Source organism: Candidatus Hydrogenedentota bacterium, assembly GCA_019637335.1.
Classification (GTDB): domain Bacteria; phylum Hydrogenedentota; class Hydrogenedentia; order Hydrogenedentales; family JAEUWI01; genus JAEUWI01.
In genome coordinates this window covers 238706-256645 of sequence record JAHBVV010000002.1, presented here as the reverse complement: position 1 = coordinate 256645, position 17940 = coordinate 238706, and the positions used below count along the sequence as shown (strand labels likewise).

Sequence of the window (17940 nt, the reverse complement as noted above, 5' to 3'; positions counted from 1 at the left end):
ATATGCGCGGCTGGTATTCCAGGGGCTACCTTCCACACTTCGATGCACCGGGTACGATCCAGTTCCTTACCTACCGACTCGTCGACTCGATGCCCAAGACGGTACTCGATGCAATCGAAGAGGCAAAGCGGCTAGGTGAGATTGACGAGCTTGAGCGCTATCGGCGAATTGAGCACTACCTGGACAAAGGGCACGGCGCCTGCTGGCTGCGTCGCCCGGAAGTCGCGACCCTGGTGGAAGACAACCTGCGCCACTTCGATGGCGAACGCTACCGACTCCTGGCCTGGTGTGTCATGCCCAACCACGTTCACGCAATCGCCGAGATGTTCGAGTCGCCTTCACTTGAGGAGGTAACGCATACGTGGAAGTCCTATACCGCGCACCGAATAAACAAGATTATCGGCAGGCGAGGAAGTGTGTGGCAGCGCGAAGTTTTCGACCGGTACATGCGGAGTCCGGAGCACTTGGAATATACGATTTGTTATGTAGAGGACAACCCGGTGAACGCGGGGCTCGGAGAGTTCGCCGTGGATTGGCCTTACAGCAGTAACCGATTTCGAGTCGAAGGCTGAGAGTAGCCATTCTGAAGCGCGAAACTCTGGAGCGCCGGGCGAAGGCGCGCCGTGGTGGGCGGCCATACGTATGAAGCGCCGCTCGAAGGCGCACCGTGGTGGGTGCCCCATACGTATGGAGCGCCGGCGGCCCGCCGGCTTTGCGCCACCGGCGCAATTGAATTGCTTCGTATCGCCGGCCCTCCTCAGAGACTGGCCGGTACTTAAGTAACATGCGCGAGAATTCCGGTGTCTTCGACACCGGGCCAGCGGGCCGCTGGCGCTCCATAATATTGCGCCAACAGCGCAAGAAAGTCCCATGGAGCGCCGGCGGCCCGCCGGCCTTGCGCCACCGGCGCAATTGAATTGCTTCGTATCGCCGGCCCTCTCAGAGACTGGCCGGTACTTAAGTAACATGCGCGAGAATTCCGGTGTCTTCGACACCGGGCCAGCGGGTCGCTGGCGCTCCATAAAATTGCGCAACCCGCGCCGTCACCGCGCAACGCGCCGCGCGGCCTCGACGGTGTTCTTCATCAGCATCGTGACCGTCATCAGGCCGACGCCGCCGGGCACCGGGGTGATCGCGCGGGCCTTCTTACTGACCCCCTTGAAGTCCACGTCGCCGACGAGGCGGGTCCCCGATTTTTTGGTCTTGTCGGGGATGCGGTTGATGCCGACGTCGATCACGATAACGCCGTCCTTCACCATCCGCGCCTTCACGAACTGGGGAATGCCGATCGCCGCGATGAGAATGTCCGCCTGCTTTGTGATCGATGCCAGATTTTTCGTGCGCGAGTGGCACACGGTCACGGTGGCGTTGCCCCCCGCCGCCTTCTGCATGAGGAGCGCCGCGACGGGCTTGCCCACGATGTTGGAGCGGCCCAGCACGACCACATGCTTGCCGGCCGGGTCGTAGCCGCTGCGCAGGAGCATCTCGATGCAGCCCGCCGGCGTGCACGAGACGAAGGCCGGCTCGCCGATGAGGAGCTTGCCGACATTGACCGGGTGGAAGCCGTCCACGTCCTTGTCGGGGTTGATGGCGTTGATGACCTTCTTCTCGTCGATATGCTTCGGGAGGGGCATCTGCACCAGGATGCCGTGGACGTCCGGATCGGCGTTCAGCTTCTCGATCAGCCCGAGCAGCCGCTTCTCGGTGCAATTCGCCGGCAGGTCGTGGGAGTAGGAGTTGATCCCCAACTCCTCGCAGGTCCGGCGCTTGCTCCCGACATACACCTGGCTCGCCGGATCCTCGCCCACCAGGACCACCGCAAGCCCCGGCCGCACCCCGGCGCGGGCGATGGCCTCAACATCCACCTTCAGTTCCGCCCGGATCTCTTCGGAGAGCTCCTTGCCGGAGATAATCTTCGGTTTGCGCGTGCTGGCCATGGTGATTGCCTTTCCTCCCTCGGGCGTGAATAAACCGGCTCTCGCGGGAGTAGGATAACCCAGGAGCCAAGCCTCATCGTGAAGCCCCCATTTTAATCGGCGGCGGAGCACGGTGCAACGCCGCAGTCTTTGGACATTGCGCCTGGATACGACCCAACCCGTTTGCTCTTGTTTGACTCGCCCGCAGTATCGTCTTATTATGCGTGCATCCGGGATTGAATGAGGCATGGGCAACGTGCGGCAGAGTAAATAGCCCAAAGTGGCCGCCAGGAGACTCCATGACGCGCTATCGCTACCGCGCTCACAACGCGGCGGGGCATCATGTTGACGACGAGACGGAAGCGTCATCGCCCTTCGAACTGATAGAGTCGCTCCAGGCCGAAGGCTTCACCGTGACAGCGGTCGAGCCTGTCGGGCGGAATCGATTGCACTTACCGGGATTCCAGGCGCTTCGCTGGGAGGAATTGCGGCTGTTCAGCGAGCAGCTTGAAGCGATATTTCGCAGCGGCTACCCCCTCGTTCCGGCGCTGGCGGCGCTGGCGGCGGATATACACCATCCGGCCCTTCGTCAGGCGACCGAACAATTGCAGTCGGACCTCAAGAGCGGCCGTTCCCTCGACGAAGCATTTCGCATGCAGGAGCATCGCTTCCCGCCGATTTTCGGTGCGCTCATGCGAGCCGGCGAAGCGACGGGAAATCTGGCGGGCGTCCTGGAAATGATGACGCAGCACGCCACCCGGATGGCGGCGATGAAGCACCGCATCAAATCGACCCTCGCATATCCATTGGTGCTTCTTGTGAGTGCCGCGAGTGTGGTTCTCTATCAACTTCTGTATGTCGTGCCGGTTTTTGCCGAGATCTTCTCGGAGGTTGGAGGCGTATTGCCCGCGCCCACCCGGTTTTTGCTTTATGTATCCAAAGTCTTGGTGAATTACTGGCCGATTCTAACAATCGCGGCGCCGGTGCTGGCTCTGGGCGCTGTCGTTTTGTACCTGGCGTTGCGCCGAACGAGGGAGTGGCGCCATATGTTCGATACGTGCCTGCTTTACATTCCGGGCGCTGGGATGGCGTACCAGAATCTGGTACAGGCCCGATTCTGCCGTACATTAGCCCTGCTCTTATCGGCGCGGATCCCCATGATCGACGCCCTGACCCTGGCTGGCGCGGCATCAGGTAGCGCTGTGCTGGAGCGGGGCATCGAGCGGGCCGCAAGTGCGATATCGGAAGGCGGCCGGCTGGTGGACGCGCTGCGCCAAACCGCCTTTTTCAGCCCAAGCTTCTACTGGCTCCTGGGTACCGCCGAAGAACGCGATCAGGTGGAAGACGCGCTGGGGAATCTGGCCGAAAATGCCGAGCGTAGCTTGCGCGCTCGGGAGGACATGCTCGGCTCGTTGGTCACCCCCGCGATTACTGTGTTAGCCGGCGCGGCTGTAGGATTCATTGTGTTGGCCATGTACCTTCCAATTTTCGACCTGGGCGATCAGATCGGGGGCAACTAATGGCGCCACCCCTCCGGCGATCTCCGGTTTACGGGCGGCCAACCGACCGCCCATATCCCCGTTACGTGCGCCGCCGGGCGAACAGGCCGAACTGGAAGGGGCCAAAATACCTGACGGCACGGCACTGGCGCCAGGACTTACTTCTGGTGCTCGAACAAATACGTGTGAGCGTGAAAGCCAATGTGCCTCTCAGTCCGGCTTTTGCCGCCGCCGCGCAAGATTACCTCGTAGCCGACACCGGCTTCTCCCCCCAACGCATAGCGCGGATATGTAAGTTGGCCGGTCTGGGTATTCTGATGTTGTTGGCGATGCTCGGTGCGTTGGACTCGATCTGCCAGGAAGGTGCTGAGGCCCTGCCGGAGCTGATTCCTGGCGTTGTCATTGCCGCCTGGCTAATGATCAACGTCATCCGGCAGCGCCACAAACCAGCGGCGGTTTTTACCGCGCTCCAGTCGCACGTGGAGTCCGGCCATACGCTCTCGGAGGCCATGAACCGGCTGCCACGATTTTTCCCCCGCAATCTCATCGCCTTGGCCGAAATGGGCGAGCGCACGGGTACGCTCGACGACGTATTAGACAGATTCTCCAGCGACACCATCGCAATGTACACGGGCGGGCGCGAGCTCAGGCGCGTTCTCTGGTACTTTGGAATCGGGATTGTAGTCCAGATCAGCATTATTTTGTTCTTTATGGTGAAAGTGGTGCCGGTGTTTTATGAATTGTTCGCGGAACTCGGCGTTCACGCGACGGCCGAATCGCCCGCACCCCACATGTTCCCGATACCGTCGACCAATCTACTCGTCGCTATCGCGGATTTTCTGGCATACAAGGGCCCCTTCCTGATCTTCATTCTGGGATGGTCGGTTTCCCTGTGGCTCTGGATTCGCCCCAAATTTCAGCGGCGGAGTTGGGCGAGCCGCAAGTTGGCGACCCCGTTGCTGGCGGTTCCGGGTATACGTGGGATGGTCGCGCGGCAGAATCTGGGAACTGCGGCTTTCATGCTGCAACAGATGCTGCAGGCGGGTGTGCCGCTGGAGCGCGCGCTGGACGCCGTGGCCAACGCGGACTTGCACCGGGTTTACCGCCATTGGTTTGCCCGCGTGCGGAAGCGGGTTTTGAACGGCGATTCACTCAAAGATGCCTGCTCCGGAATACGGCTCGCGACGCCGGTGCCCCGATCATTCACCTCCCTCCTTGCCATGGGGGAGGCGCACGGCCGGCTGGAGAGCGCCCTGGCGTATATAGCGGAGAATTATCGCGGGCAGGTGGAGCGCCGGCGCAAGCTACTGGTGAGCTGCGTCCTTCCGCTGGGCGTCTTCATTATGGGATACATCACACTAAGCATGGCGGCCTCCATGTTCCAGATGTTAACCGCAGCTGCGGACGCGGTAATGCCATGATCGGCGCCTCATGTCGCCTGTCCATCGCTGAGGTAGGATCCCCGATTCGGGTAAGTAGAATGCGGGAGCTAACCGGGGTTGGCGCGTACGGAATCGCGTGGATTCCGGAATCTGTCGAGGCCCACAGTGATCGTTCCTCCTCCAATCCGCCATTACCCTTACAGCCCGCAACGGGCGCGAGGGAACAATCCATGACGATGTACAGATACCGGGCGCTGGACCCGGAAGGGGCCCCCGTCGAGGGGAATATGGAAGCCGTATCGGCGCACGCGGTCACGCGGAAGCTTCAGGAGCGGGGCCTGACCGTGAACGGGGTGGAGGAGGCGTACCCGGACCGGCGGCTGTTGCGGGAGTCGCGCGCGCTAACGTGGGACGATCTGCACCTCTTGACGGAGCAGCTGGCCTCCGTCGTGCGGGGCGGGTTGCCGCTCTCGGCCTCGCTCAAGGCGCTGGCGTCGGAGCTGCGCAATCCGCGGCTGCGCCCGGTGCTGGAGCAGCTCCACGCCGACCTGGATCGCGGCGCGGCGCTGGACGAGGCGATCGATCGGCAGCACGACCGCTTTCCGCGGGTGTTTCCGGCGCTGGTCCGCGCGGGCGAGGCGTCCGGAAACCTGCCGGGGGTGCTGGCGCTGATCGCGCGGCACGCGGCGCGGATGATCGACGTCCGGCAGCGGATCCAGATCGCGATGATCTACCCCGCAATCCTCGGGGTGATATCCTTCGCGGTCATCAGCTTCATCATGCTCAAGGTCGTCCCCGTGTTCGGGGACATTTTCAAGGAGTTTGGCGGGCAATTGCCGTGGCCAACCCAGTTTCTTCTGGGGCTGAGCGCGGTGTTTGAACATTCGTGGGGCAACCTGCTGGCCGCGCTCTGTGGGGGGCTGGTCTTGCTGGTGGGCGCGATCATGTGGATGCGGGCGAGCCCCGCCGGCCGCTGCCGGCTGGACCTCATCCGGCTCTATTTCCCCTGGGCCGGGCCGCTCTGGCGCCTGTCGGTCCAGGCGCGGTTCTGCCGGATCATGACCCTCCTGCTGGACTCGCGCGTGCCCGTGCTGGACGCGCTCGAGCTGGCCGGGGCCGCGTCCGGGAGCCCGGTGCTGGAGCGCGCGCTGGAAGACGCCGTGCTGGCGGTGGCGGGGGGCGATCGCCTGTCGGACGCGCTCGCGGCCACGCGCTTCTTCGGCCACGACGCCTGCTGGCTCCTGTCCACGAGCGAGGATCGGGGCTCCATCGAGGAGGCGTTCGGAACGCTGGCGGAACGCTTCGAACACCAGGCCGCCGCGCATGATCGCTATTTCGGCGCGCTCGCGGCCCCGGCCTTTGCCGCGGCCATGGGCGTGGTAATCGCATTCGTCGCCATCGCCCTCTACCTGCCCATCTTCACGCTGGGCGATTCGATCGGGTTATAGCGATGCGCTGGAAAGAACTCGCCAATTTCGATCTGGGCCGCCTGTTTGGCGGCGGCGCGCGGGCCGATGATCCGCCGGTGTACTGGTGGGCGCGCCTGTCCCGCCCGTTCGCCCGGGCCGTGCGGAGCCCGCTGCCTATTCCGGCCTCCTATCGCCGGATGGCCGCGCGACCGGCCTGGCGCGGCCCGGTCTACTGGAACGCACGCACCTGGCGGCGGGACGTCGTGCTGGTGGTGGAGCAGATGCAAAGCCTCATACGGTGCAATGCGCCCCTGGCCGCCGGACTCGCCGCGGCCGCGGAAGAGGAGCAGCGCATCCGGACCGCCTGGTCGCCGCAGCGGACAACCGCCGTCGTCCGAAACGCGCTGCTGGCCGGGCTGATGTTTGCCTTCGGGATCAGCATCGCGCTGGAGCCCGAAGGACTGGGGAGCGGCCGCGCGATCGCCATGGCGGTGATGCTCGTGCTGCTGGGCGGCTGGGCGATCTGGCGCTTCGCGCTCAACCGGAGCAGCCGCCTGGCGGTGTTTCTTGCGCTGGAGCACCGGCTCTCGGGCGGCATGTCCCTCTCCGACGCCGTCGCTTCGCTGCCGCGCTTCTTCCCGAAGCACCTCGCGGACCTGGTCGAGGCGGGCGAGGCGACGGGGAACATGGATCGGGCTTTCGGGCAGTTCAGCGAAGCCATGATCGCCTCGCTCGGGCTGCACCGCCAACTCAAGCTCACCATGCTCTATATCAAGATTGTCCTGCTGGCCCAGGCGCTCGTTGTGGGCTTCCTCCTCGTGAAAGTCCTGCCCGTCTGGATCGAAATCCTCACCGAATTGCATCCGGAAGGCCCCGTTTATCGCCCGAGTTTCGGGGCAATGGGCTTTCTGAACATCATTCTGCCGAGTTTCGACACGCTGGCGTCCCTGACCGAGGCCGCCGCGTCCTGGTCGCGCCCGCTGCTCGCGTTTCTGGCGCTCTACGTCTGCTGGCGGGTACTCGCACGCTTTCGCGGGCGCCGGAGCTGGGCCAGCCGTGGCCTTTCGACCATCGTGCTCTATATCCCCTGGGTGCGCGCGATGGTCGTGCGCCACAACCTCGGCCTGATCGCGTCCATGCTGCACGGCCTGCTGCGGGCGGGCGTGCCGCTGGATGGCGCGCTAAGCCAGGTGATGGAAAGCGAATTGCTGCCGGCCTACCGCGCCTGGCTCCAGAAGTTTCGGGCGCGCATCCAGCAGGGGGATTCCGCCGCGGAGGCCCTGGCGCGCACGCGCTCGCGGCGCCTGATTCCAGATTCCTTCGCGGGACTGATGGAGGCGGGCGAGCGCACCGGCCAGCTGCCCGAAATCCTGGAACAGGTCGGCCTGTTGTACCGCGGGCAGGTCGAGCGCCAGATCCGGGTGCTGGCGGCGCTGGTGCTGCCCCTGGGCGTGTTCCTGCTGGGCTACGTCACCCTCTGCGCGCAAACGATCGCGTTCGGAGCCCTGGCGAGCATTTTTGACAGCCTGATCGTGTGAAAGGATACCCATGCGACGCCGAAATCGAGAAAGCGGCTTCACGCTCCTGGAGCTGACCTGCGCGCTGTTCGTCATCACGGTGGCGGGCTTTGGCGCGATCCAGCTCTACAGTGTGGGCATCGGACAGATCATGGTGATGCGCGAATACGACGCCGCGTCGGCCGTGTTGCGCAGCGAAATGGAAACCCTGCGCGCGCAGCCTTTTGAGGCGATCTCGGACGGCATGGCGTTCACGGCGCCGGTCCCGGAAGAAGTGCTGCACGCGCCCGAAGCCTCGGTCGCCGTGGCGCCGGGTCCGGTCGCGGGCCTGAAGGATGTCACCGTGAGCCTCCGCTGGCAGAGCCGCCACGGTCGCTGGATTACGCGGTCGCTAACGACGCGCATCGCGGCTCGCGGCGCGGGAGGCGCGCCATGAACACCGCCCTTCGATCGCGCCGGCCCAACGGCGGCTTCACCCTGCTGGAAATGCTGGTCTACGTCGCCATCTTCGGGTTGACCATCAACATCCTCGCCAGCCTGCTGATGACCGGCGCGCGCCTCTCCGCCACGGCGGCGTTGAGCCTCGACCGCCTCGCCGGGGTGCGCGATGTGCAGGAGGCCTTCACCACCTATACCCGGCGGGCGTCGGGCGTCGCGGTGTCGGCCGGAAGCTACACGACCGGCGAGGACACCCTCGTCCTGGCCATGCCGCCGAGCTGGGGCTACGACTATGCCGTGCTGGGCAAGCTGGGCGAGGACGGCGGCGATCATTTCGGGGTGTTGCGCCTGCGCAACGGCGATTCCGGGCTGGAGAGCGATTTCCTGCAGTTCCGCGCGCAGCCGCTGGCCCATCTCCGGTTTGAGGTGGACGAGAGCGGCGCGCGCCCGGTGGTGCATATGGAAATACAGGTAAAACCGGAGTCCGGAGAGCGCGATCGCGGCTTCCGGATGCACCGGACAGCGGCGACGCCGCGGGGGACGACGCCATGAGACGGCAAGGTAAAGGAAATACGCGATCACAGCGCGGCAGCGCCATGATCTTCGCGCTGGTTGTGCTATTCGTGCTCAGCCTCGGCACGGCCGTGCTGTGGCGGCAGATTCACATCAATCTCGCGGGCGAACACCGCGCCTGGCGCCAGGAACAGGCGCACCAGATCGCGGAAGCGGGCATCGACCACGCCCTGGCGCTCCTGCGGGACGGTGGCGCGGCGGAGACGGTCCTGGATCGCGTTCCGCTCGGCGCGGGCGTGTATACAGTCCAGATTACACCGGGCGACACCCCGGGCGCGTTCCGGGTGACGTCCGGGGCGCAGCTCGACGCGGGTGATCCGAAGAGTGGGCAGGTCACGCTGCGCGCGCGCGTTGCAGTCACGGGCGGGCGACTCGTTACCTATGCCCTGGAACCCGCCGAGGGAGCGCAGCCATGAACCGCAACAATCGCACGTCCAGGGGCTTCACCCTGATCGAGTTGCTGGTGGTCATCGGCGTGATCGGCATCCTCGCGGCCATCCTGCTGCCCGCCCTGGCCCGCGCGCGGGAGGCGGCCCGGCGCGCGAGCTGCATGAACAACCTGGTCCAGCTCGGGCTCGCGTTGCGGATGTACGCCGAAGAGCACGACTACCAGCTTCCCTGGAGCGGGGGCGGCGGCAACGCGGACGCGCTGCTGGATCTCCGTGGCGAGTACGTGGCCGAGGACGGGATTTTCTTCTGCCCGTCGGACACGCAACCGCCGCAGCTGGAATCGGATTCCGGTGAACCGATCGTCTGGACCGCGATACTGGACGGCGGCCGGAAGGACGGCGGATCCAGGAGTTCCGGCGCCGCCGGCCCGGAAAGCCCGAGCGTCCGCGCGAGCTACGACTATCTCGGCGCCTACACAAAAGCCCCCCTGGCCTATCCCCACCCAAGCCGCCCGATCCCGCGGATTCCGATCCTCTGGGACATCACCATTCAGCACGCCGAGGATACCGGCAACACCTACCTCGTCTCCTCCACGAACCACGTGCCCAGCGGAGGCAACGTGCTCTTCATGGACGGCACGGTAGAGTTCCTGCTCATCCCGGATTGGCACGACAACAACTTCCCCATCGCCCTGCCGGATATCCCCCACGACCGCCCCATGGACATACTGCGCGACGAAGCGGCGGAAGCGCAGGAGGGAGGAATGGCCGAATTCGGCCTGGGGCGGTGAACCGAAGCGCCGCTCAACAGGAGGTTAGGCATCCTGCCTGATCCGGCAACGTCTCCCGACCCCACGACACCGTGCTCCCCGCCAGAACAGCCCACACCCCGTGCCCCGCGATCGCGCCCCAGCGCGTTCGTGTGCCTGGAGCAACGCACACCCAATTCCGCCAACAACACCCCGCACGAGCGGCTCAACAGGAGGTTGGGCATCCTGCCTGATCCGGCAACGTCTCCCGACCCCACGACACCGTGCTCCCCGCCAGACCAGCCCACATCCCGTGCCACGCGATCGCGCCCTAGCGCGTTCGTGTGCCTGGAGCAACGCTACCCATCGTCACCGGAACCACCTCCCGCGCGCGGCTACGCCTCCGGCGCAACGCCAGGGCAATCGCGTTTATTCTCGATCTCGGTATATGGGCGTAAAATTGACTCGATATAGAGCCTTGAATCAACGAAAGTGCGCGTGTTGGAGCGCCGGCATCTCTGCCGGCAAGGTCAGGGATTCGCCGCGGGCGAAATGCCAGCGCTCCAACAAGCGCCCTTTATAACATTGAAGATGATTCAAATGGCGCTCGGCTCGAGTTGGAAGTTTAAATGAGATTGCACTGGCCCCAACCGCCCAAACTGTCATCCAGCGCCCCAAATAGCGTACACTCCCAACTCCCGGACGTTTCCCGGCCAAATCTTTTGCTCCCGAACCCCATTGAATACAAACACGGTGAGCCAGGCGTTGGAACAATCGAAGAACTTGCAGAGCTGGCACGTCATGCGCGACCGCCGGCGCAACCAGTATTTTCGCGCGGCGCTGGTCGGCCTGCTCGCCGGCGCGGTCGCGCTGTTGTTTCAACAGGCCCTCGTGGTCGCTGAGACCGCGCGCATGCTTACCGTGGAGACGCTGCACGCCACGCATCCCGGCATCGGCTGGGTCGTACCCATGCTCGCCGGCGGCTTGCTGGGCGCCCTCGCCGGCTGGATGACCTCCCGCTTCGCGCCGGAGGCGGCCGGCAGCGGCATTCCCCACGTCAAGGGCGCCCTGGCGCACGCAGGCGAGATGCGATGGTGGCGGGTCCTGCCGGTGAAGTTTCTGGGCGGCGTGCTCGCGATCGGATCGGGCTTCTCGATGGGGCGCGAGGGCCCCACCGTGCAGATGGGCGCGGCCGTCGGCAAGCTCCTCGCCGATACGTTGCGCGTCCCCGCGAAAGCGGCCCCCCGCCTGATGGCGTGCGGCGCGGGGGCCGGGCTTGCGGCGGCCTTCCACGCGCCCCTGGCCGGCTTCATCTTCACGATCGAGGAGCTCCAGCGCGAGTTCTCCACACTGACCTACGTCATGGCGCTCATCGCCGCCGTGGTGGCGAATATCGTGGGCGCGCACTTCTGGGGCAGCGGCAACGTGTTCGACGCCTCCGGGTTCCCCGCCGCGCCGCTGGCCTCGCTGCCCATCTGCGTGGCCATTGGCGTGCTGGCGGGCTTCTTCGGGAGCGGCTTTTCGCGCTCGCTGCTGCTGCTCCAGCGATACACCAGCGGCCCCGGATCCATCCCCGCCTGGAAGCGCGCCGGCGCCGTGGGCCTGCTCGTGGGCCTCGCCGCGTGGTGGCTTCCCGAGATCGCCGGCGGCGGCCACGAAGTCACCAAGCTCCTGCTGCACGGCGGCGCTTCCGGCGTCGAGTTCATGGGCTTTCTCGCGGTACTCTTCGCCGGCAAGTTCCTGCTGACTGTGCTCTGCTACGCGGCCGGCGTCCCGGGGGGCATCTTCGCGCCCATGCTCGTGATGGGCGCCAGCCTCGGCATGATCACCGGCATCGCCGTGACCGGCTTTCTACCCGATCTCGCGCCCATCCCCGAGAGCTTCGTCGCCATCGGCATGGCGGCCTTTTTCGCCGCCGTCGTGCGCGCGCCCATCACCGGCATCGTGCTCGTCCTCGAAATGACCGGTGATTTCCACCAGCTGCTGCCGCTCATCACCGCGTCGCTCTTCGCGATGATGGTCGCGGAGCGGCTCCGCGTGCCCCCGATCTACGATGCCCTGCTGGAGGCCGACACCAACCGGCGCCAGCCGGACGTCCCCGCGCACCGCGAGCCGGTGCTCCTCGAATTCGTCGTCCAGGAGGGCTCCGCGATGGACGGCCACGCGATCAAGGAGCTCCCGCTCCCCGCGCGCTGCCTCTTCGTCACCATTACCCGCCAGGGCAACGATCTCCTGCCCAACGGCGACACCGTGCTCCACCGGGGCGACCACATCACCGCCGTGCTCAGCGGCGCCGGCGCGGGCGAGGCGGTGGCCCGGCTCCTGCCCCTCAGCAAGGCCTGAACGCCCGCACACACCGCCGCAACCGCCGCTACGAACCGCCCGCCGGCCCGCGCCGCGTCATCAGGTTGTAGAGCACGGGAATCACGAGCAGCGTCAAAATGCCGGACACCAGAATGCCGCCGGCCGACGCCAGCCCCACGTCGTTGCGCATCTCGGCGCCGATCCCGCGCCCGAGCGCCAGGGGCAGCATGCCCAGCACCGCCGCCAGCGTGATCATGGCGATCGCGCGGAAGCGGTCGCTCGCGGCGGCGGCCATGGCCTGGTGCCGACGCTCCCCGCGCGCGACAAGCACGTTGAGCTGGTCCATGATCAGGATCGCGTTGTTCACCACAATGCCTATCAGCATCACGGCGCTCATCATCACGAAAATCCCCATGCTGTACCCGCCCAGGTAGAGCCCGTAGACAACCCCGATCAGGGCGAGCGGCAAGGTAACCAGGATGAGTACGGGCTGCCGGAACGATTCCAGGATGGCGGCGAGCGCCAGGGCAACGAGTACGAGGGCGATAATACCGGCTTCCGCCAACGCCGCCATCGCCTCCGCCATGATCTCGTAGTTGCCCGGGAACCGGGTGCTGTATCCGGGCGGCAGCGGCGCGCGTTCCTCGAACCGCTTCAGCAGTTCGGCCGCCGCCGTGCCCAGCGGAAGCTCGCGGGCCAGATTGACATAAACGCGGGCCACGCGCTGCTTGTCGGTGCGGGGGATCTGCACCGGTGTCTCGCGCTCTTCGATCCGGCCCAGCCCCTCGAGCGTAACCGGCATCCCGGGCGCCCCCGGAAACAGGAAATCGCGCACCTGGTCGCGCCCTTCCCGGGGATCCATCTTGACGACCAGGTCGTAACTGCGCCCGCGTTGCTTGAACACGCCGGCGGTGAGCCCCTCAATATTCGCGCGCAGCGCCGCACCAAGGTTCGCCGGGGCAAAGCCCAGATCCGCAAGCACCGCGCGGTCCGGGCGCACGCGCAGCTCGGGCTTCCCCGCGCGGACCGTCGTGTCCGGATCGAGGATGCCCGGAATGCCGCGCGCCGTATCCCGGGCCGCCAGCGCGAGCCGGTTGAGCGTCTCGAGGTCCGGCCCCGCAATCTCGAATTCCAGATCCGCGCCCTGGCCGCCGCTCGCCGGGACGCTCACCGTGATAATCGCGCCGGGTACGCCCTTCAGGCTTTCGCGGGCCATGCTGGCCAGATCGTGGATGCTCTCGGCGCGTTCCGTCCGCTCATTGAACCGGAGCAGCATCTGGGCGAGGTACACGCCCTCCGAGGTCTGGCCGACCACGCCTTCCACCTTCCCGGCGGTCGTCAGGATGTGCCGCAGGTTCGGCAGGCCGTCCAGGCGCGTTTCAAGAGCGCGAAGCTCCGCCACGGTGCGCGGCAGGTCGTAGCGCGTCGGAAACTCGACGCGGACCGAAACTTCCCCCCGGTCGACGGTGGCCATCATCGACGATCCGAGCTGGCCCGCCGTGTAGAGGCTGTGTGCGAAGAGCAACGCGATCGCGGCGATCAGCCCCAAGGCGGCCGCCCGATGCCGCTCCAGGAAGTTCAGCATGCGGCGATACGCCCCGGTAATGCCGCCGAGCGCGCGATCCCAACCCCGTTCGAACGCCGCGATCGGGCCCCGGCGATCGGCGGCGCGCGGCTTCAGCAGGATGGCGCAAAGCAATGGCGTGAGCGTGAAGCACATGAACAGCGAGACCAGCGTGACGATGATCATGGTCACCGCGAAGGACCTTATGAACAGCCCGAAAAGTCCGGGCAGCGCCGCGATGGGAAGCAGGACGACCACATTGGTGCCCGCGCTCGCGAGCACCGCGGTAAAGGCGTCGGCGGCCCCGCGCCGCGCGGCTTCGTTGGGGGGGCTGCCCCGCTCCAGGTGGGAGGCGATGGCCTCCAGCACGACGATGGCGTTGGTCACCAGAATCCCCACCGACATGCCGATCGAGAGCAGGGTGGGGGCATTCAGGGTCAGGCCGGCCAGGTGCATGAAGAACAGCCCGATCAAAATCGTAAGCGGCATCGTGATCGAGACCACGACCGTGGTCCGGAAATCGTGGAGAAAGAGAAAGAGAATCAGCGCGGTCAGCAGGATGCCCTGCCCCACGTCGGTCCACGCGCTGCGCACCATGGCCGCGGTAAACGCGCGATCATCCGTGACCCAGACGAGATCCATGCCGCCCGGCAGGTCCGCGCGGATCGATTCGATGGTCCTGGAAAGTTCGTCCACGACCTTCACCGCATTCGCTTCGGCCTTCTTCACCACCTTGATCGCGACCGCCGGGCTCCCATCAATGAAGGCCGCCTGCCGCACTTCGGCCGACGCCATCCGGACCTCCGCCACATCCCGGACGTAGCAGCGCCGCCCGTCCCGCCCCGCGACTTCGATATCGCCAATCGGCGCGATTTCGCTGAAGTCCGCGTCAAACTTTACGGCGTACTCGGTCCCGCCCGCGCGGATTCGGCCCGAGGGTATCGTGCGGACCCCGTTCTGAATTGCGCGCACCACATCGAGCGAGGTCAGACCGCGCGCGGCCAGCCGGTCGCGGTCGATGGCGATGTGCACCTCGCGCTTGCTCCCCCCGATCAGATCCACATTCGCCACGCCCGGCGTCACGGTCAGGCGGTCCTTCAATTCGTTGTCCGCGTAGTCGTAGAGCTCGTCCAGCGGGACCGATCCCGCCAGCGCGAGCGTCAATATCGGCGTGGCGTTGATATCGAACTTCAGCACCTTGGGATCTTCCGCCCCCTCGGGAAGATCGGCGCGGATCAGGTCCAGCTTCTCGCGGACGTCCATCGCCGCAATGTCGACATCGACATCCAGGTCGAATTCGAGCAGGTTCTGGCACATGTCCTCCATCGCCGTGGAGTTCACATGCTTCAGCCCGGAAATGGAGACCACCTCGTCTTCAATCCGGCGCGCGATCTCGGTCTCGATCTCCTCCGGCGTCGCGCCCGGATACACCGTGATGATGGTCACATACGGAATATCGACCTTGGGCAGCATCTCCAGGCCCATCTTTCGATAGGCGTTGATCCCCAGCAGCGCCAGGCCGATGAAGAGGCATCCCATCGCCACGGGGCGGCGGACGGCGGCGTTCGAGAGAAACATCAGCCGCCCCCTTCCGCCACGCTCACCGCATTGCCGTCATCGAGCATGTCCTGCCCGGCGACAACGACCGGCGCCCCCTCGGCGAGCGCGCCGCCCGAGACCGCGATCCAGCCATCGCTGGTCGTTCCGGGGGTGACCGCCACCTGGCGCGCAAGATCGCCGTCCACAACAAAAACCACGGGCTGGCCGTCGCGCGTCTGTATCGCATCGCGCGGGACACCGATCGCCTCCTCGCGCGCCAGCGGCGCGGACACCTGCGCCATCGCGCCCGGCGCGACCCCTTCGGGCGGCGGCGAAAGCACGCAACGCACCTCAAAGGTGCGCAGGGCGGGATCGATCGTCGGGCTCTTGTACGAAACCGGATGTTCGCCCGCGTCGATCACGCCCACGGCCACCCGCAAGGTTGACGTCCCGGGGACGATGGCGGCATAGTGCGCCGCCGGCAGAAACGCCGACACCTCGAGCGCGCCGGTATCTTCAATCCGCACCACCGGCTTTCCCGGTTCCGCGATCTCGCCCGGCTCCGACATGCGCTGCGTAACCACACCGCCGATGGGGGCCGTGACCGCGGAGTCGTTCAGGTTCTTCCGCGCGATTTCCAGCGCGATTTCCGCCTGCACGCTTCGCTCGCGCGACAGCGCCACCACGGCCTCGGCGTGCTTCCGCATCGCTTCGCTCTGGCGATAGCGGGACTCCATCTGCTCCAGGGTCTCGCGTGTCGCCGCCTGGCTGGCGACCAGGCGCTGAAAGCGCTCGAAATCGAGCGTCGCTTTGTCCAGGTCCGCCTGAACTCGCTCCAGGTTCGCGGCCGCCTCCGTCTCGGCATGCCGGGCGACCGCCAGGTCCTGCTCGGCGATGCGCGCGGCGCGCGCCAGGTTCTCCCGATCCACCTGGAACAGCACCGTCTTACCCGCTTCCACGGGATCGCCCTCGTCCACAAACACCGCGTCCAGCGGGCCGAAAACCCGCGCGGGCACATCCGCGAAGGTTTTCGCCGTGATGTTTCCCTGCGTGGCGACCGACGTCTCAAAAACGCGCCGCGCCGTCGGCATGGTCCGCACGGCGTGTACGCGCGCCTCCGCGCCGGCGGAGGATGCCCCGTTCTCACCCGGGCCCGCCCCGGGCAGGTAGCGCGCGAACAACAGGGTGGCCAGTGCGGCCAGCAGCATCGCGAATAGTCCCAGCGACTTTCTTTTCATGCGCCATCGCCTCCTGGTTCAGGGGTCCACGGCGCCCCGGTCGCGTGGCGGAGCATCGCCTCGCTCAAGAGACGCCGGTACAGCGTACGGGTAACGTCGAGGCGGGCCGCGTCGCGATCCGCCAGGGCGCCGAGTTGTTCCGAAGGCAGGACGAGCCCCTCCGCCGCCCGCGCGCGCACCGCCTCCAGGCGCGCTTCCTCGACCGCCAGCGCGTCCGCGGCAACCTCGTGCCACGCGCGGGCGAGTTGCACATTCAGGTGGCTTCCGAGCACGCGCAGCAGGATCGCCAGCGATTGCGCTTCGCGCTCGACATAGGCTTTTTCAGACCGCATTCGCGCCATCCGGTACTCCTGCACATTGGCGAAACCGTCGAACAGGCTCAGCACACCCCCGACGCCGCCGTAGAGCGTGCGCCCGGGCAGGCTCGTGCTGTTGGAGGTGCCGGAAAGCGACGCGAACGCCGACACCGCGGGCAGGAAGGCCGCAATAGCCTGCTTGACCCGCGCTTCCGCCATCGCGGCCTGACGATCGGCAAGGTGCAGCGCGGGGTGGGCCAGAAGCGCCCGGTACATGAGTTCCTCCACGGGCGCCAATACGGAATCTGGCGCCGGCGCGGACGCCAGCGTGACGGGCGCGGCCGGATCCAGCCCCATCGCCTCCAGCAGGGCCGCGCGGGCCAGTCCCGCCAGCCCCTGGCGTTCCAGCAGCCGCGTTTCCAACGCCCGCACATTCGCCAGCGCGCCGTCGCGTTCCCAGTCCAGCACCAGGCCTTCCGCATGCATCGCGCCGATCTCCGATGCGAACGCGCGGGCCGCCGCCACCTGGCTGTGGAGCGCCTCGGCCTCGGCTTCGCGGGTGAGCGCTTCGAAATAGCGCGAGGTCACGTCCAGCACTACCGCCTGGCGCGCCAGTTCCTCCGCCAGCAGGCCCGCCGCCGCCCCCTGGCGCCGCATCGCGTAGGCGAACCACGTCGCGGGGACAAACACCGGGAGCTGCGCGTCGACGCTGTATTGCCGCAGCGTGCGATCGTGCATCGGCGCCTGGATGAACCCGCCGATGTTGCTCGACGGCTGCTCGCTCCACGCCGTCAGGTTCGCGCTCGCGGCCACGCGCGGGAGAAAATCGGCGAACGCGACGTTGACGTCCAGCCGCGCCAGGGCCGCGTCGATGGCGGCCGCCCGGATCGCCAGGTTGTGTTCGAGCGCGATGCCGATGCAGTCGTGGAGCGCCAGCGGCCTTTCATCGGGAAGGGCCGCGGCCGTGCGCGCCTCGAGATCGGTCAGGAGTTCCGCGGCCTGCGCTTCCCGCGCGCGCGGTGCGAGCGTGGCGCAACCCGCCCAGGGGATCAGCGCGATGGCCGCGAAGACTGAAAGGAAAAGGGACCGGCCTCGCGAGTTTGCAGTCGCACGGGCCATGGCCGATC

14 protein-coding genes are annotated in these 17940 nt (G+C 66.3%); 10 read left to right on the top strand and 4 right to left on the bottom strand.

The window, feature by feature from the left end:
- Positions 1 to 2: 2 nt before the first annotated feature.
- Complete coding sequence (locus tag KF886_04550; protein ID MBX3176608.1) at positions 3 to 572, top strand: transposase; 570 nt, start codon at positions 3 to 5, stop codon at positions 570 to 572.
- A 471-nt stretch (positions 573 to 1043) separates the two neighbouring features.
- Here the strand turns inward: KF886_04550 and folD are convergent, their stop codons facing one another.
- Positions 1044 to 1937, bottom strand: a complete 894-nt coding sequence (gene folD, locus KF886_04545; GenBank protein MBX3176607.1) for a bifunctional methylenetetrahydrofolate dehydrogenase/methenyltetrahydrofolate cyclohydrolase FolD — start codon at positions 1935 to 1937, stop codon at positions 1044 to 1046.
- Between the two features lie 278 nt (positions 1938 to 2215).
- Between folD and KF886_04540 the strand changes: the two genes are divergently transcribed.
- The 9 genes from KF886_04540 (at position 2216) to clcA (ending at position 12215) form a co-directional block, all read left to right on the top strand.
- Entirely contained in the window at positions 2216 to 3436 is a 1221-nt protein-coding gene (locus KF886_04540; protein ID MBX3176606.1) for a type II secretion system F family protein, read from the top strand.
- 146 nt (positions 3437 to 3582) lie between these two features.
- The gene (locus KF886_04535; protein ID MBX3176605.1) at positions 3583 to 4836 is read left to right on the top strand and encodes a type II secretion system F family protein; all 1254 of its coding nucleotides are present in this window, start codon (positions 3583 to 3585) and stop codon (positions 4834 to 4836) included.
- A 191-nt stretch (positions 4837 to 5027) separates the two neighbouring features.
- Positions 5028 to 6245, top strand: coding sequence for a type II secretion system F family protein (locus tag KF886_04530; protein ID MBX3176604.1), 1218 nt, complete (start codon positions 5028 to 5030; stop codon positions 6243 to 6245).
- Between the two features lie 2 nt (positions 6246 to 6247).
- On the top strand, positions 6248 to 7744 hold the full coding sequence (locus tag KF886_04525) for a type II secretion system F family protein (GenBank protein MBX3176603.1): 1497 nt from the start codon (positions 6248 to 6250) through the stop codon (positions 7742 to 7744).
- 10 nt (positions 7745 to 7754) lie between these two features.
- Complete coding sequence (locus KF886_04520) at positions 7755 to 8159, top strand: type II secretion system protein (protein MBX3176602.1); 405 nt, start codon at positions 7755 to 7757, stop codon at positions 8157 to 8159.
- Complete coding sequence (locus KF886_04515; GenBank protein MBX3176601.1) at positions 8156 to 8713, top strand: type II secretion system protein; 558 nt, start codon at positions 8156 to 8158, stop codon at positions 8711 to 8713. The genes KF886_04520 and KF886_04515 overlap by 4 nt, the downstream gene beginning before the upstream one ends.
- The gene (locus KF886_04510; GenBank protein ID MBX3176600.1) at positions 8710 to 9150 is read left to right on the top strand and encodes a hypothetical protein; all 441 of its coding nucleotides are present in this window, start codon (positions 8710 to 8712) and stop codon (positions 9148 to 9150) included. Before KF886_04515 ends, KF886_04510 begins: the two co-directional genes overlap by 4 nt.
- The gene (locus KF886_04505) at positions 9147 to 9914 is read left to right on the top strand and encodes a DUF1559 domain-containing protein (protein MBX3176599.1); all 768 of its coding nucleotides are present in this window, start codon (positions 9147 to 9149) and stop codon (positions 9912 to 9914) included. Before KF886_04510 ends, KF886_04505 begins: the two co-directional genes overlap by 4 nt.
- Before the next feature lie 711 nt (positions 9915 to 10625).
- Positions 10626 to 12215 (top strand): H(+)/Cl(-) exchange transporter ClcA, encoded by a 1590-nt coding sequence (gene clcA, locus KF886_04500; GenBank protein MBX3176598.1) that lies wholly within the window; start codon positions 10626 to 10628, stop codon positions 12213 to 12215.
- Between the two features lie 28 nt (positions 12216 to 12243).
- On the opposite strand, the gene KF886_04495 is transcribed toward clcA, so the two are convergent.
- The 3 genes from KF886_04495 to KF886_04485 are packed head-to-tail and all read right to left on the bottom strand — an operon-like array spanning position 12244 to position 17932.
- Positions 12244 to 15318 (bottom strand): efflux RND transporter permease subunit, encoded by a 3075-nt coding sequence (locus KF886_04495; protein MBX3176597.1) that lies wholly within the window; start codon positions 15316 to 15318, stop codon positions 12244 to 12246.
- Positions 15318 to 16517, bottom strand: a complete 1200-nt coding sequence (locus tag KF886_04490) for an efflux RND transporter periplasmic adaptor subunit (GenBank protein MBX3176596.1) — start codon at positions 16515 to 16517, stop codon at positions 15318 to 15320. The genes KF886_04495 and KF886_04490 overlap by 1 nt, the downstream gene beginning before the upstream one ends.
- Entirely contained in the window at positions 16514 to 17932 is a 1419-nt protein-coding gene (locus KF886_04485) for a TolC family protein (protein ID MBX3176595.1), read from the bottom strand. The genes KF886_04490 and KF886_04485 overlap by 4 nt, the downstream gene beginning before the upstream one ends.
- Positions 17933 to 17940: the final 8 nt, after the last annotated feature.

Coding starts and splice junctions, on each gene's coding strand:
- KF886_04550 (MBX3176608.1), top strand. CDS start 3: ATGCGCGGCTGGTATTCCAGGGGCTACCTTCCACACTTCGATGCACCG.
- folD (MBX3176607.1), bottom strand. CDS start 1,937: ATGGCCAGCACGCGCAAACCGAAGATTATCTCCGGCAAGGAGCTCTCC.
- KF886_04540 (MBX3176606.1), top strand. CDS start 2,216: ATGACGCGCTATCGCTACCGCGCTCACAACGCGGCGGGGCATCATGTT.
- KF886_04530 (MBX3176604.1), top strand. CDS start 5,028: ATGACGATGTACAGATACCGGGCGCTGGACCCGGAAGGGGCCCCCGTC.
- KF886_04525 (MBX3176603.1), top strand. CDS start 6,248: ATGCGCTGGAAAGAACTCGCCAATTTCGATCTGGGCCGCCTGTTTGGC.
- KF886_04520 (MBX3176602.1), top strand. CDS start 7,755: ATGCGACGCCGAAATCGAGAAAGCGGCTTCACGCTCCTGGAGCTGACC.
- KF886_04515 (MBX3176601.1), top strand. CDS start 8,156: ATGAACACCGCCCTTCGATCGCGCCGGCCCAACGGCGGCTTCACCCTG.
- KF886_04510 (MBX3176600.1), top strand. CDS start 8,710: ATGAGACGGCAAGGTAAAGGAAATACGCGATCACAGCGCGGCAGCGCC.
- KF886_04505 (MBX3176599.1), top strand. CDS start 9,147: ATGAACCGCAACAATCGCACGTCCAGGGGCTTCACCCTGATCGAGTTG.
- KF886_04495 (MBX3176597.1), bottom strand. CDS start 15,318: ATGTTTCTCTCGAACGCCGCCGTCCGCCGCCCCGTGGCGATGGGATGC.
- KF886_04490 (MBX3176596.1), bottom strand. CDS start 16,517: ATGAAAAGAAAGTCGCTGGGACTATTCGCGATGCTGCTGGCCGCACTG.
- KF886_04485 (MBX3176595.1), bottom strand. CDS start 17,932: ATGGCCCGTGCGACTGCAAACTCGCGAGGCCGGTCCCTTTTCCTTTCA.